14 protein-coding genes and 1 riboswitch are annotated in these 13,039 nt (G+C 44.6%); of the genes, 5 read left to right on the top strand and 9 right to left on the bottom strand.

Annotated elements, in window-relative coordinates:
• Positions 1–8: 8 nt before the first annotated feature.
• Together ACN0W5_RS10270 and cysQ are read right to left on the bottom strand one after the other, a co-directional pair.
• Positions 9–1,061: an L-threonylcarbamoyladenylate synthase gene (locus ACN0W5_RS10270; protein ID WP_417454048.1), complete on the bottom strand. Its 1,053-nt coding sequence runs from the start codon at positions 1,059–1,061 to the stop codon at positions 9–11.
• A gap of 14 nt (positions 1,062–1,075) precedes the next feature.
• Positions 1,076–1,933, bottom strand: a complete 858-nt coding sequence (gene cysQ, locus ACN0W5_RS10265) for a 3'(2'),5'-bisphosphate nucleotidase CysQ (protein WP_417454047.1) — start codon at positions 1,931–1,933, stop codon at positions 1,076–1,078.
• 243 nt (positions 1,934–2,176) lie between these two features.
• On the opposite strand from cysQ, the gene ACN0W5_RS10260 reads away from it, so the two are divergent.
• From ACN0W5_RS10260 to ACN0W5_RS10250, 3 genes are all read left to right on the top strand, one after another.
• Complete coding sequence (locus tag ACN0W5_RS10260) at positions 2,177–2,809, top strand: hypothetical protein (protein WP_417454046.1); 633 nt, start codon at positions 2,177–2,179, stop codon at positions 2,807–2,809.
• A 149-nt stretch (positions 2,810–2,958) separates the two neighbouring features.
• Complete coding sequence (locus ACN0W5_RS10255; RefSeq protein ID WP_417454045.1) at positions 2,959–3,747, top strand: hypothetical protein; 789 nt, start codon at positions 2,959–2,961, stop codon at positions 3,745–3,747.
• A 12-nt stretch (positions 3,748–3,759) separates the two neighbouring features.
• Positions 3,760–4,335 (top strand): FlgO family outer membrane protein, encoded by a 576-nt coding sequence (locus tag ACN0W5_RS10250; protein WP_417454044.1) that lies wholly within the window; start codon positions 3,760–3,762, stop codon positions 4,333–4,335.
• Between the two features lie 82 nt (positions 4,336–4,417).
• Here the strand turns inward: ACN0W5_RS10250 and ACN0W5_RS10245 are convergent, their stop codons facing one another.
• Entirely contained in the window at positions 4,418–4,903 is a 486-nt protein-coding gene (locus ACN0W5_RS10245; RefSeq protein WP_417454043.1) for a DUF1203 domain-containing protein, read from the bottom strand.
• Positions 4,904–5,111: 208 nt separating this feature from the next.
• Positions 5,112–5,801 (bottom strand): 3,4-dihydroxy-2-butanone-4-phosphate synthase, encoded by a 690-nt coding sequence (gene ribB, locus ACN0W5_RS10240; protein ID WP_417454042.1) that lies wholly within the window; start codon positions 5,799–5,801, stop codon positions 5,112–5,114.
• A 141-nt stretch (positions 5,802–5,942) separates the two neighbouring features.
• Positions 5,943–6,123, bottom strand: a riboswitch (FMN riboswitch).
• Between the two features lie 154 nt (positions 6,124–6,277).
• Between ribB and ACN0W5_RS10235 the strand changes: the two genes are divergently transcribed.
• The gene (locus tag ACN0W5_RS10235) at positions 6,278–6,694 is read left to right on the top strand and encodes a GNAT family acetyltransferase (RefSeq protein ID WP_417454040.1); all 417 of its coding nucleotides are present in this window, start codon (positions 6,278–6,280) and stop codon (positions 6,692–6,694) included.
• 32 nt (positions 6,695–6,726) lie between these two features.
• On the opposite strand, the gene map is transcribed toward ACN0W5_RS10235, so the two are convergent.
• The 3 genes from map to ACN0W5_RS10220 form a co-directional block, all read right to left on the bottom strand.
• Complete coding sequence (gene map, locus ACN0W5_RS10230) at positions 6,727–7,521, bottom strand: type I methionyl aminopeptidase (protein ID WP_417454039.1); 795 nt, start codon at positions 7,519–7,521, stop codon at positions 6,727–6,729.
• Entirely contained in the window at positions 7,521–7,775 is a 255-nt protein-coding gene (locus ACN0W5_RS10225) for a ParD-like family protein (RefSeq protein WP_417454038.1), read from the bottom strand. The genes map and ACN0W5_RS10225 overlap by 1 nt, the downstream gene beginning before the upstream one ends.
• A gap of 87 nt (positions 7,776–7,862) precedes the next feature.
• A complete protein-coding gene (locus ACN0W5_RS10220; protein ID WP_417454037.1) occupies positions 7,863–9,092 on the bottom strand; it encodes an alpha/beta fold hydrolase in 1,230 nt (409 codons plus the stop codon).
• Between the two features lie 279 nt (positions 9,093–9,371).
• Between ACN0W5_RS10220 and yaaA the strand changes: the two genes are divergently transcribed.
• A complete protein-coding gene (yaaA, locus tag ACN0W5_RS10215; RefSeq protein ID WP_417454036.1) occupies positions 9,372–10,151 on the top strand; it encodes a peroxide stress protein YaaA in 780 nt (259 codons plus the stop codon).
• A 52-nt stretch (positions 10,152–10,203) separates the two neighbouring features.
• Here yaaA and ACN0W5_RS10210 read toward each other — a convergent pair whose 3' ends face one another.
• Both ACN0W5_RS10210 and ACN0W5_RS10205 read right to left on the bottom strand, forming a co-directional pair.
• The gene (locus ACN0W5_RS10210; RefSeq protein WP_417454035.1) at positions 10,204–10,383 is read right to left on the bottom strand and encodes a hypothetical protein; all 180 of its coding nucleotides are present in this window, start codon (positions 10,381–10,383) and stop codon (positions 10,204–10,206) included.
• A gap of 314 nt (positions 10,384–10,697) precedes the next feature.
• On the bottom strand, positions 10,698–12,713 hold the full coding sequence (locus tag ACN0W5_RS10205) for an ASKHA domain-containing protein (RefSeq protein WP_417454034.1): 2,016 nt from the start codon (positions 12,711–12,713) through the stop codon (positions 10,698–10,700).
• Between the last annotated feature and the right edge of the window lie 326 nt (positions 12,714–13,039).

The raw sequence follows: 13,039 nt of genomic DNA, 5'->3' as shown, positions 1-13,039 counted from the left end.
GGGTGTATCTATCTGGGGGCAGCCGCGCGTTTTAGTCGATCATTAATTGCAAGGCCCAATCCCGCTTCGGGGATTGGCATGACGGCAATGCCTTGGATACCTTGTTTTTGATCGAGTTCGTGAAGAGCTGAAAAAAGATTTGCTGCTGCTTCCAACAAATCGCCTTTTTCACTTAGATTGAGGCAACATGATGAACCTAACAACGGTTTGTTGCCGAAGGCGAGAAGGGCTTCATCTACTGCTACTTCTGTAGCGTTTAACCGTAACGGGAGTGTGGGGGCGTAATGGCTTTTCAAAAGGCCGGGGGATTTAAGAGGATCCTGTGTTTGGCATGTATCTTCTGTTGTTCGAGTCTGAGATGAAGCTTGATCCTCTGCTTTGCTTTCCATTAAGGATTTGCCAAGTTGGATGGAACCTATAACAGTTTCTATCTCTTCCTTGGTAATATTCCCCGGACGAAGAAGCACGGGAATGTCTCCTGTTAAATCAATGACTGTTGATTCAAGTCCAACTGCGCAAGCTGTGTCTTTGCCATCTAGGATACAGGATACTTTGTTTCCTAATGAATAGGCGACATGTTCCGATTTTGTCGGACTTATCTTGCCGGATGCATTGGCGCTGGGGGCTGCCAGCGGAAGGCCTGATTGCTTGAGTAAAGCGTGGGCGATTGAGTGGCCTGGTACACGCACAGCAAGGCTGGGTAAACCAGCAGAACAAAGTTCAGCAATATCGCAGTTTTCTGTTCTGGGTAAAACGAGCGTTAAAGGACCTGGCCAGAAGACTTGGGCAAGCTTTTCTGCCTTTGTATTAAAGACGGCCCGTTTTTGGGCCTCTGATAAATCATGGAAGTGAACGATCAAAGGATTGAAGCTTGGTCTGCCCTTTGCTTCGTATATAGATGCGCAGGCTTTTGGGTTTGTTGCATCAGCCCCAAGCCCATAAACAGTCTCTGTTGGGAATGCGACTAGTTCACCAGAACGCAGCAAGTTGCAAGCATTCAACAACCCTGCTTGGTCTGCATTAAAGATATTTGGATATCTGTTTTGGGAAACTGATTCCATCGGATTAAATCTGTTTACGCTTCTTCTGTGGAAAGGTCTTCGTCAGATAAATCAAAACCGGCATCCAGATGTTCGCCTTCAGCAACAAAATAGGGATTTCGGAAATTGAATTTTCCATAGGTCAAAGGATCTCCATCCGCATCGCTCAGATGTCCCCCGGCAGCAAGAAGAACAGCATGCGCAGCGGCCGTATCCCATTCCATTGTCGGACCAAAACGCGGATAAAGGTCTGCTCTGCCAGCCGCGATTAAACAAATTTTAAGGGAAGAGCCAGCACCGATTTGTTCGTGGATTTTACGGGTTTTCAAGAAGGCATTTAAGTCGTCGTTATCACCATGGCGTCGGCTAGCGACAACGGTGGCTCCTTCGGCAGGAATTGAACGTACCTGAGCGACAACTGGCTCGTATCCTTCTTCAAAGAAAACACAGATATCTGCAGATACCCAGGTTAATCCTTTTGCAGGGGCATGGACAACGCCTGCAACGGGGATGCCGTTTTCGATCAGGCCGATGTTAACGGTGAATTCGCCGTTTTTGTTGATAAATTCTTTTGTGCCATCAACAGGATCAACCAGCCAAAATAACCCATTGTCAATTTCAGGCGTTTCGCCTGCGGAGGCAGCTTCTTCTGAAACGACGGGAATATCTGGTGTTACAGTATTCAATGCACCAAGTATGAATGCTTCCGCAGCTTTATCGGCTTCGGTGACGGGGGAGGAGTCATCCTTTTCCTCTACCTCAATTCCGGAAGGCCTGTTGTAAATTTCCATAATGATCTCACCCGCCCGTTGAGCAATCATGAGCAGCGCATTCATCAAATCACGATTGTCGTCGTGAACAGGAATTTCTGTTGGAATTTGCAGCTGGCTCATTGGTTTCTCCTTGGGTGAGCTGTCAATTATAGCTCTGATATATCGTTATCAGTCTCTACAAGATGAAGCTGGTAGCTTATCTGTCTTGCACTGTCTAGAATTTTACATGGATAACTGTGGATCTCTTAGGAAATATCGTCATAAAATTATCTCGTTCAACCTTTCTGTGTCGATATCTTGTTGCAATCGACGGTGCCTAATGGCATTTCTGCGGCTGATATTTTTACCTTAATGGAGTTTTCTGTGTCCAAAAGCTTATTGATTTCTGGAGTGTTCTTGTTACTAGCAGTCACGGGTTGCAATGTTACAAAACCATCAGAGAAAGCTTTGTCTCACCTGTCGACCTCTTATGACGTTGATGAAGTCGGTTACTGTTACGGTCATGGGTGTCAACACAAAGGTATGGTTTCATTGAATGAAGGTCAGTGGCTTGAAATACAGAAGTTATTTAAAGCGAAAGAACTTTCACCTGCCGAAGAACGACAGGCGATAACAATTGCCATCGGGCGTATAGAAGCAATTGCAGGTCAGCAAAACGGTACTGATAAAGATAAGGCAGGCACCTTTATCAGTGACGTTGGTGATCGACAACTGGATTGCATTGATGAAGCAGTTAATGCCTCTAATTTTATCTCTCTGATAGAGAGAGATGGCCTATTGAAATATCATGCATTGAGAGAGCCGATGCTACGCAGCTGGGTTAACGGTAATATACTTCATGCGACGGCTGTGCTGGAACAGGTCGCAGGGAATAACAGCACTGAATCCAATATGTGGTCTGTCGATAGTTCCTTTTTTAAGAATGGCGAAAAGGCAACTTTATCCCCGTTGGAACAGTGGCAAACGGGCTGGGTGCCAGAGGGTGGCGTGAACTGATTCTCGTTTAACTTTCAATTTGATGCATAATTGAACTAAGTTTCATCTGAAAATTAACGGTACAGAAAGAGTTTATCGGTAAACAGGTGTTAGGCATAAGTATGAATGTCTAACATTGCCGTGTGTTGAATCTGTATTGGAGATGCTTCATGTTGAAGCCAGCCGTGATACTTTTGGCTATTGCCAGCTTTACTTTGTCTGCTTGTGGAAAGCCTTGGGTGAAGCGTGATCAAGAGCCTCAAACGACCCACAGCCAATACAAAGTTCTTACCTGGAATGACTGGAATCTTCTGGGACAGAGATCTTCAACACGCATTGTGTCCGATTTATCTGCAATGCCTGACTTTGGGGTTTCGCCTGTTATAGAGGCCGTTTCTTCTGGTGGGAAAGAGAAGTCGTCGTCAAGCTATTCATCACCTAAACCTTTCTATGTTCAACCTGGCCCGTTTGATATGCCCTTTAGTCGCGCATTTAAACGCATTCTTGAAAATGAACTTCTGGCAAAAGGCGTCCCTGTTGTTTCCTCTCCAAAAGATGCGATCATCGTAAATTATCAGATACAAAGCTTTTTCTATGATGATAAGGGGTATCGTTTGCCTGCTTCGCCTGAATCTGTTTTTGGTTTGGCCACTGCTATTGGTATTCGCGAATACGGGACTTGGGGATCTTTGAGTACAATTGGTGCTGGATTGGTTGCAACGGAACTCGTTCGTGGATTAATTGATTATGGCGCCGTTACAGATGCTGAATTAGTTTTGACGACATCAGTTGCTCATGGCGCAGAATTGGTTCATCAGGAATCAGAAGTTCTTTATATCCGCCCGGAAGAGCTTTCTTTGTATATGACAAGTTTACCGGCAGATCGTCCAACACGTGCTACGCTCACTGGATCGGAAGAAAAATTACCTGTGCAAACCATCGCCATTGTAACGCAGTAGGGAGTTATGATTATGAAACGTCTTTTTCTGTCGACTGCGTTGATCATTGGATTAGCAGGTTGCTCGCCGCAATCTCTTAATGTGTATAGTGAGCCAGTTGAAAAACCGAAGACAACCGTTGAATTACTCCCGGAAGTTTATCGGGCTGCTGATACCTTGGTAATGACATCTAACCAAGTGTTGGATCAGAATGCGTCTGTTCTTGTCTCGTCGATTGTTGATATTGATGCGCTGGAGACCAGTTCAACATTTGGACGTACAGTTGGTGAGCAGCTTTCCGGACGTATTGCACAATTAGGTTATAGTGTTTCAGAGGTTAAAATGCGGGACTCTTTGGCCGTTCGTCCAAGACAAGGTGAGTTGATGCTTTCCCGGGATCTTGCATTTTTGGCTGGTCGTCAAAATGCTCAAGCTGTTTTAACTGGAACCTATTCTATCAGTGAACATAGTGTTTTTGTGAATCTGCGGTTGCTTCGTGCCGGGGATGGACGCGTCCTATCTGCAACAGATTTTCGAATTGAAAAAGATGCTGATATAGCATCTATGCTACCTAAGAAAACCAATGGGGGATGGGTGCTCGTTCAATAACAAGCTCTGTTCGCTCAAAGACAAAAGCCCTGTGTTTACACAGGGCTTTTTATATTTCAGGATGATCCGATTGATATGACAATTAGGCTCGTTCAATGCGACATGTAAAACAATTGTTTGTCGCTGATCGTGCATGTATGTAGGCAACATTATCTGCTTCGAACATTCTTAATGCTTCTACTTCAATGTCTAATGATTTGATGGTTTTACCTGTGCCATAAACAATCCTGTTTTCACTGTTATATCCCCGAATAAGAGTGATTCCCTGCGATTTTATATTATCTGGTATTTTTCTGTTGCTCTGTTGAGAGGTACAAGTTTTCTTGTGTAGGAAAATAGGGCCGGATTCAGCATATGGTTGTTTTTCTGGGAAGGGGCGATATGCAACCACCAGAACTTCTTCATTCTTTTCGATGCCTTTCAAGCAATGGCGACAAGGAAACCCTTTGCCATCTGAAACCATTGTCTCTGGCTCGTGTCCATTTTCATCCTTACCACCGTATTGAAGATGTCGTGCATGTTCTGTGGGAATTGCAATAAACTGAATGTTTGTTGTTTTTTCTGACATTGTTACCTCCATAAATCTATAGAGGAATGGGGTAACGAATAAAGGTTCGTTCAGAATATCTGATTCTTGCCCTGTAATTCAATAAAGGGGTAATTCAATAAAGGGGTAATTCAATAAAGGGGTAATTCAATAAAGATAACCTAGAAAAGAAAGAGGCCCCTTAAGAATAAGAGGCCTCTTTGTCGTAATAAGCATAAACTGCTGTTATTTACACAGCGATTGAAGCTGTTTCTGTTTTCTTGCGATACAAGATAATATCGTCAATAGAGACAACAGGTAGATTGTGTTTTTGACCGAACTCAATAATTTCGGGTAGGCGGGCCATTGTGCCATCAGGGTTGGTCACTTCACATAGAACCCCGGCTGGCTTCCACCCCGCCATAGCTGATAGGTCACAGGTAGCTTCTGTGTGTCCTTGACGTGTGAGAACTCCGCCAGCCATGGCGCGCAACGGGAACACATGGCCAGGACGGGCCAAATCGTCAGGTTTACAGTCATCAGCAATTGCGGTTTTGACTGTTGTGACACGGTCAGCTGCGGATACACCGGTGGTGACCCCAACCTTTGCTTCGATGGTAACCGTAAAGCCAGTTCCCATTGACGAGTTGTTGTCCTGTACCATTTGCGGCAAATCAAGACTGCGAAGTTTTTCGTCCGTCATACAAAGGCATACGATACCGCTACATTCGCGGATCAGCATTGCCATCTGTTCATTCGTCAATGTCTCAGCAGCGAAAATGAGATCGCCTTCATTTTCTCTGTCTTCGTCATCAACGACAAGGACACCTTTACCAGCGCGCATGAAAGTAAGAGCTTTTTCAACTCTTTCATACGGCGTACCGAACTGCGCCAGCAGAGACTGGTGGCTATTATTATGATCGTTTGCGATCTGATTCATGGTTGTCACTCCTAATAAGCGGCGTAACCAGAATCAGGGCGTGTTCAGAAAGGGCGAATGATTAATATCTGCCAGAGACACAGCTCGATACAGCTCACCCGCACACGCAGAACAAACAGGCTTACCGCCATGTTTATTCTTGCCTATCCTCTCCCATCCGGACTGTTACCGTCGGCTCTGGAGTTTCACCAGATCTGCTGACCCCTTGGTTTTCGATCCCGAAAGATCTTAAAGCCAAGGGCGCTCGCGGGCTTCTTTCTTCTGCATATCGCGTTCAAAAGTTACCGCCGGTCGGGAATTTCACCCTGCCCTGAGAACAAGCGCCTAATTGCACATACTTAAAAGAATCTTCTTTTAAGTATGGTAACCCTAGACCAATATCTTTGATTTAGGCAAGTCTGAAACCGCCAACTTTGACAAAATATGCGACTTGTGAAAGCAAGCGTTCGCTGGTGCTGTCCAATAAAGAGGGAACTATGGATATCAGGTCTTATCGCCCAGAAGACAGGGCAGGGGTAATCCGTTTATGGGAAGAAGATGATCCCAATCCGTCGCTTTGGAATAAAGCAACGGATATTTTGGATAGTAAGGAAAGCTATCAACCCGGCTTACTCTTTGTAGCAGCAGACGGAGATACGATTGTCGGTACGACTATGGCCGGGTATGACGGCCGTCGAGGCTGGATATATAGTGTTGTTGTCACGCCGAGCCATCGACGAAAAGGTATTGCCAGTAAGTTACTTGCTCTTGCCGAAAAAGCACTTTCTTCTCTCGGATGTACGAAATTGAATTTACAAGTACGCGATGGCAATGACGGAGCTGTGAAGCTATATCAAAGCCTTGGCTACAGTATTGAGCCGCGCGTTAGCATGGGGAAGAGGTTAGGTGATTAAGTTGTTATTTATGGCATTGCCATCAACATCATTTACGACGTTGTCCTTGGGATAAACTCTTTCTCTTCGTCGCGGTAGGTTAATATTTCATACCCTGTGGCTGTCACCAGTACTGTGTGCTCACATTGAGCTGATAAGCGTCGATCTTTTGTTGACACTGTCCAACCATCAGGATGTTGTCTTATGGCCGCCTTGCCCTGATTGATCATGGGTTCAATTGTAAAGGTCATACCTTCTTTGAGAACAATACCTTTACCTGCATTCCCGTAATGTCTGACTTCTGGCGGTTCATGCATCTCTGCGCCGATACCGTGGCCACAAAATTCTTGTACAACCGAGTAACCGTTCTTTTCGGCCAGGGTTTGGATTGTAAATCCTATATCGCCAAAAGTTTTTCCGGGTTTAACAACTTGTATCGCCTGATACAAACATTCTCGCGTGATATCAATTAGCTTTTGTGCATGGGGCTGGATTTTACCAACAGCAAACATCTTGCTGCTATCGCCGTAGTAACCATTTTTCAGAACGGTTAAATCGACGTTGATGATATCGCCTTTTTTCAGCTTTGCAGTTTTTGATGGTATGCCGTGGCATATAACATGATTAACGGATGTATTAACGGCAAAGGGATAGTCGTATTGCCCTTTGCTTCCCGGAGTAGCATTGATTTGATTTTGGATGAAATCGTCACAAAAATCATTGATCTCCATCGTTGAAATCCCTAGTGTGATAATTCTTTCGACTTCTTCCAAGGTTTTGGCTGTAAGGGCGCCAGAAACACGCATTTTAACAATTTCAGTTGCGGTTTTGATAACGGGTTGTTGCATTATTTGTCAGTTCCCGTTGCCCGGCTATTCGGGTCTTTTCGCGTAGGCGTGTTCTGATTTTCCGGTTGGGTGGATTGTTCCGCTTCTTTGAGGAGCAGAGACAGAATTTCACCATAATTAAGTCCAGGGTTTCTTTCTGCAAGCATACCAACTTTCATCCAATGTTCTGCCTGAGCATTGATTGATCTGGTCATAGCTTTGCTCGCGACACGAATGTTTTCGTGTATTTCGCTTGATACCTTCACAATTCCCATTTAACGAATCCATATATGTTTTGTATATGAAATGTATATAGTGTGCGGTGAAAGTTTTCAAGTGACATCGTTGTTTAGTCAGTCAACTCACTCTTTATGCGTAAGGGTATCCTGTACAACAATCTTATTCTCAAGTGTCTTATGAACAGGACATTTTCCGGCTATTTGTAACAAACGTTGACGTTGCTCGTCTGTAAGTTCTTCACCTATTAACGTTATGTTTCGGGTAATAAGATCTATTTGCTGCCCTGATTGTTCGCACTCAGCACTATCTTGGCAATGTTCCCGAGAGTGAGAAAGCTCTACGTCGAGATCATCCAGAGGCCATTTTTTATGGTTGGCGTACATTCTAATTGTCATAGAAGTACAGGTGCCCAGTGCTGCCAATAACATTTCATATGGATCTGGTCCTAGATTGCCGCCGCCCAATGCCAGTGGCTCATCTGCGAGCCAGTCATGATGGTCAGTTTTTATGTGCCTTAAAAAAGCTTTGTTTTCTTCTTTAACAATGACGTGTCCTTTTTCTGGTGACGGCAGACTTTCTTTGTGGAAAGGCGAGGTTGATACATAGCGTTCTGCCCAAGCGGCGATTGTATGACCAACATAGGTAGCGTCGGCAGCATCGGTTAATAGGTGATCGGCCTGATCAAGCGAAATAAAGCTTCTGGGATGTTTGGCTGCTGTAAAAATCTTACTCGCTTCATCAATACTGACAGTCGTATCGCGTGGTGAATGAAAAACCAGTAGAGCTTTATCCAGGTTACTGATGTGCTCTTTCATATTGTGGTTAGATATATCGGTCAGAAACTGCTTGGTTATATTAAAAGTTCTGCTGCCCAGTTGAACAGGGGCAACGCCTTCTTTCTCAATCGTTTCTACCTGATCTGAGAAAAGATGACTTACATGTTCCGGGTCACTTGGTGCGCCGATCGTGATTACGGCTTGGGCTTCGGGTATATGGCCCGCAGCAGCAAGAACAGCAGCACCCCCCAGACTATGACCTATTAAAAGGCTTGGGGCCTGGTATTGTTCTTTGAGTAATTCAGATGCCGCAACTAAATCTGAAACGTTGGATGAAAAGTTTGTGTTCCCAAAGTCACCATTGCTACCACCTAGGCCTGTGAAGTCAAATCGGAACACGGCATATCCTTTTTCGACAAGACTACGGCTAATTCTTGTGGCAGCTGGAATGTCTTTCCCACAAGAAAAGCAATGTGCAAAGAGAGCATAACCCCATGGTTTCTGATCAGGTAATTCAAGAGCTCCTGAAAGAGTATTACCTTGAGAGTTTTCAAATGTAAGCTTAAGTCGTTGCATAAGGACATCCGTCGAACGTTTGGAGATTAATTAAGTTGGCGCCAGTATCTATTTACCCAGTATCTACCAAGCTCAGTATCTATCAAGCAAAGTATACTATCATACCCAGCAGAGTATCATGTGATGAGCATTTTTGATTGTAAGCTTTTGGTGAGCAATTGTGATTAGAATAGGGCCAAAAAAATAGCGAAAAAGGGGATATGCTTCTTGTTTGTTGATGCTTTAGTTCTTACGTTATAAAACCAACTCAACTTTTTTTATTTGAATGCCGAGGTTCTCATGTTAGCTGTTGTTTCTCCTGCCAAAAAACTAGACGAGAGTGCAGCTAAAACAGATTTTTTTACTTCTCAGCCTGTCTTTGAGGACCAGATACAAGATCTTCTTTCTGTGGCGAAAGATTTAACCCGTGCAGACCTTAGAAATCTGATGGGTATTAGCGAAAATCTGGCAGACTTAAATTATCAGCGCTACCGTCAGTTCTCTTTTCCTTTTACCTTGGATAACGCAAAAGTAGCGGTCGATACCTTCAAGGGTGATACCTATGTTGGCCTGGATGCGGCAAGTCTTAGTAATGATGAATTAAAGTATGCTCAGAACCACCTGCGTATTCTTTCAGGGCTTTACGGATTACTTCGCCCTTTGGATCTTATGCAGCCCTATCGCTTGGAAATGGGAACAAAGCTTCGGAATCCCCACGGTGAAGACCTGTATGATTTTTGGGGTGATAAAATTACAAAAGAACTGAATAAGCAGCTTGCTGACCAAGATGATAAAGTCTTGGTTAATGTTGCTTCTAATGAATACTTTAAAGCTGTTCAGGTCAAAAATTTAGAGGGCACAGTCATCACCCCCGTCTTTAAAGAAGTTAAGGATGGTGTAGCCAAAATAATAAGTTTTTCAGCTAAGCGCGCGCGTGGAATGATGGCCCGATACATGATTCAGGAGCGAATAGACAAAGTGGAAGGATTGAAAGATTTTACGGCTGGCGGCTATTCTTATCGGTCTGATCTTTCGAATACATCCGAGTTTGTCTTTACGCGTGAGCACGGCAAAGCGTAAAAGCTTGTTTCCCTAGCTCAGCAATATTTACGACACTAAATAAGAACAGATCTTAGTGTGTTGTTTGTAGTGTTTGGACTTGCGCTTTAATTACCTTTAGAGCGCCCTTAAATCCATGTTTTTCAAGCTGATAGGCAATAACACCACCATAGGCACGTTTGCTGATTCCAAAAGTTTGGTGTGTGATGTTATCTTCAGCAAGACGGTTTTCAAGTTGTTCTGTTGACGGCATTCTTTGCCTCCCTTACTTCGTCGCGATTACGGATAATTCGAAACGAAAATTATAGATGTCTTGCCTGTGACATTCTCTATTCATGCCTAGAGTATACAGTATCTAATAGTTAATGAAAAGTTAATTTGTTAATGATTGTGTTCTTAATGTGTCAGTTATCCAATTTACAGCATGGATTTTAAGGTTACATTTCTTTTTGATTACGATTTATTGAAAGCCAGATTACAGATAACAAAAAGGGCGAACTAAATTCGCCCTTTTTTTGGGTTGATTCTTTCTTTTCTTCTTAAAGCTGAAAGTATTGGTGTTAGGTTCTAGCGTCTGCGTCTTCTTCTGCGGCCGCCTTCTTCTGAACCATCTGATGATGGTCCTCCAACCTTTCGTGCTGGAAGGTCAACTACCTTTGCTAAGTTAACAAACTCGTCGACTGTATTTGGCATTCCCATGGCGTTTACAAAATGTTCCTGGAATTTGGGTTCAACTGCTGTTTCAATTTTTTCAACACGTCGAACAACATCTTCGATCTCTTTGCGTGCCGCCTTATTGAGCAGGGCAATACGTGCTCCAGTTCCAGCTGCATTACCTGCTGATTTTACACGTTCCAAGTCGCAATCGGGTATTAGGCCAATTACCATGGCGTACTTAACATCAATATGACTGCCAAAAGCGCCAGCAAGCTGAATACGGTCGATTGTTTCTACGCCTAGTTTTTCCATAAGCAATTTAACCCCGGCATAAAGAGCAGCCTTTGCCAGTTGAATAGCTCTGACATCTGTCTGGGTTACCGTGATTAGAGGTTCATTCTCACTGATTACGTAGTCATAGGTTTTACCGTTAAATTTTACACGCGGAGACTTTTCAGACTTTGATCCATCAATGATGCCATCTGTTTGAATAATGCCCGCGAGGAACATTTCGCCGATCGCTTCGATAATACCTGATCCACAGATACCCGTAACGCCAGTTGATTTTGTTTGCTCGGCAAAGCCGTCCTCATCAGACCAGAGATCACAGCCAATGACCCTATATCTTGGTTCCAGCGTTTCAGGGTTAATTCTTATGCGCTCTATGGCACCGGGAGCTGCCCGTTGTCCGCTTGTTATTTGCGCGCCTTCGAAGGCCGGGCCTGTTGGTGAAGAACAAGCAAGCAACCTGTCCTTGTTACCAAGAACGATCTCGGCATTGGTGCCGACATCGCAGATCAATGTAACCTCGTCCTGAAGGTGAGGACCTTCGGAGAGAATAACACCCGCTGTATCGGCACCAACATGGCCTGCGATACAGGGAAGAATGTAAACACGACCATCTGGGCTGATGTTCAGCCCAAGTTCCTTGGCATAGAGATTAATGGATGAATTCAACGTAAGGGCGAAGGGCGCGCCGCCAAGCTCAGTTGGATCAATGCCCAGCAAAAGGTGATGCATGACGGGATTGCCCACAAAGGTCATGCTGAGAATATCGGTCCGTTCAATTTTACCTTCGTCTGCAACTACGCCGATGATAATATCAAGCGCCTCACGAACGGCCACAGTCATTTCCTTATCGCCGCCCGGGTTCATCATGACGTATGAGACGCGGCTCATAAGGTCTTCCCCGAAACGAATTTGAGGGTTCATGATGCCGGAAGACGCTGTTACTTTACCTGTTTGTAGATCACACAGATGAGCCGCAACAGTGGTTGATCCCAAATCAACGGCAATGCCAAATGCATTTTCTTTATAGCCGGGCCAAACAGCGATGATTGTTTTTTCGTTCTCAACCGCAACAGTTACCTGCCATTTCCCTTTTCTTAACGCAGGTTGTAGCGTTTGTAGTGTGCGAAGCTCACAGTGTAATTCCTTGAGACCCCATTGCGCTTCAAGTGCATCCTCTAGGCGTTCTAAGTCGCCAGACGGATGGTGCATATCTGGTTCGGATACTTCGACATAATGCAGGCGAATGGGGGGATCGATTTCTATTTCACGAACATCAGCACGTTTACGTACGACCTGTTTGTGGACTTGGCTTTCAGCTGGAACATCAATCAGAAGATCGCCTTCGATCATAGCTTGGCACGATAAGCGGCGTCCTTCTTTCATTCCCTTTTTACTGGCATAGCGTTCTTCAACACTTGAAAATCCGGTCATATTGGAACAAGAGCTGACGATCTTGTGTTTTGCAAATTCACCTTCACCGGCTTGAACCTGACAGCGTCCACAAATTCCGCGTCCACCACAGACTGAATCAATATCAACGCCCAAGCTACGCGCGGCAGTTAAGACAGGCGTTCCTATCGGAAAATCACCACGCCGACCAGAGGGGGTAAATACGATATGTGCATTTTTAGCCACGGATCTCTCCTCGTACTTTTGCCCCTTGTTAGCGTTATTATACGTGCTGGCGACACGTGGGGCTGAGCTTTTGTTTTAGGATCTTTGTGTGGAACAGGAAAATCATGTTCGATATCAAAGAAAACTGTTTTTTAAGGTAAAAAGGTCCTCTTCGTAAATGATATGAAGAGGACCTTTTATAACTACCAACTATTCGGTGGAGCTACTTAGGCCCGTTTGCGTCTGTTGCGACGTTCACCGCGTGCACTGACCTGACCTTCCGGGGCTGGCTCGCGGTATTTGGCGATCCATTTCAAGCAATCCTGATCTTTTGCAAGCAGAACGTC

It is taken from the genome of Kiloniella sp. (assembly GCF_048270245.1).
Lineage (GTDB): Bacteria > Pseudomonadota > Alphaproteobacteria > Kiloniellales > Kiloniellaceae > Kiloniella.
The sequence above is the reverse complement of the archived record's forward strand: the minus strand, read 5'-3'. Positions and strand labels throughout refer to the sequence as shown.

Coding starts and splice junctions, on each gene's coding strand:
- ACN0W5_RS10270 (WP_417454048.1), bottom strand. CDS start 1,061: ATGGAATCAGTTTCCCAAAACAGATATCCAAATATCTTTAATGCAGAC.
- cysQ (WP_417454047.1), bottom strand. CDS start 1,933: ATGAGCCAGCTGCAAATTCCAACAGAAATTCCTGTTCACGACGACAAT.
- ACN0W5_RS10255 (WP_417454045.1), top strand. CDS start 2,959: ATGTTGAAGCCAGCCGTGATACTTTTGGCTATTGCCAGCTTTACTTTG.
- ACN0W5_RS10250 (WP_417454044.1), top strand. CDS start 3,760: ATGAAACGTCTTTTTCTGTCGACTGCGTTGATCATTGGATTAGCAGGT.
- ACN0W5_RS10245 (WP_417454043.1), bottom strand. CDS start 4,903: ATGTCAGAAAAAACAACAAACATTCAGTTTATTGCAATTCCCACAGAA.
- ribB (WP_417454042.1), bottom strand. CDS start 5,801: ATGAATCAGATCGCAAACGATCATAATAATAGCCACCAGTCTCTGCTG.
- ACN0W5_RS10235 (WP_417454040.1), top strand. CDS start 6,278: ATGGATATCAGGTCTTATCGCCCAGAAGACAGGGCAGGGGTAATCCGT.
- map (WP_417454039.1), bottom strand. CDS start 7,521: ATGCAACAACCCGTTATCAAAACCGCAACTGAAATTGTTAAAATGCGT.
- ACN0W5_RS10225 (WP_417454038.1), bottom strand. CDS start 7,775: ATGGGAATTGTGAAGGTATCAAGCGAAATACACGAAAACATTCGTGTC.
- ACN0W5_RS10220 (WP_417454037.1), bottom strand. CDS start 9,092: ATGCAACGACTTAAGCTTACATTTGAAAACTCTCAAGGTAATACTCTT.
- yaaA (WP_417454036.1), top strand. CDS start 9,372: ATGTTAGCTGTTGTTTCTCCTGCCAAAAAACTAGACGAGAGTGCAGCT.
- ACN0W5_RS10210 (WP_417454035.1), bottom strand. CDS start 10,383: ATGCCGTCAACAGAACAACTTGAAAACCGTCTTGCTGAAGATAACATC.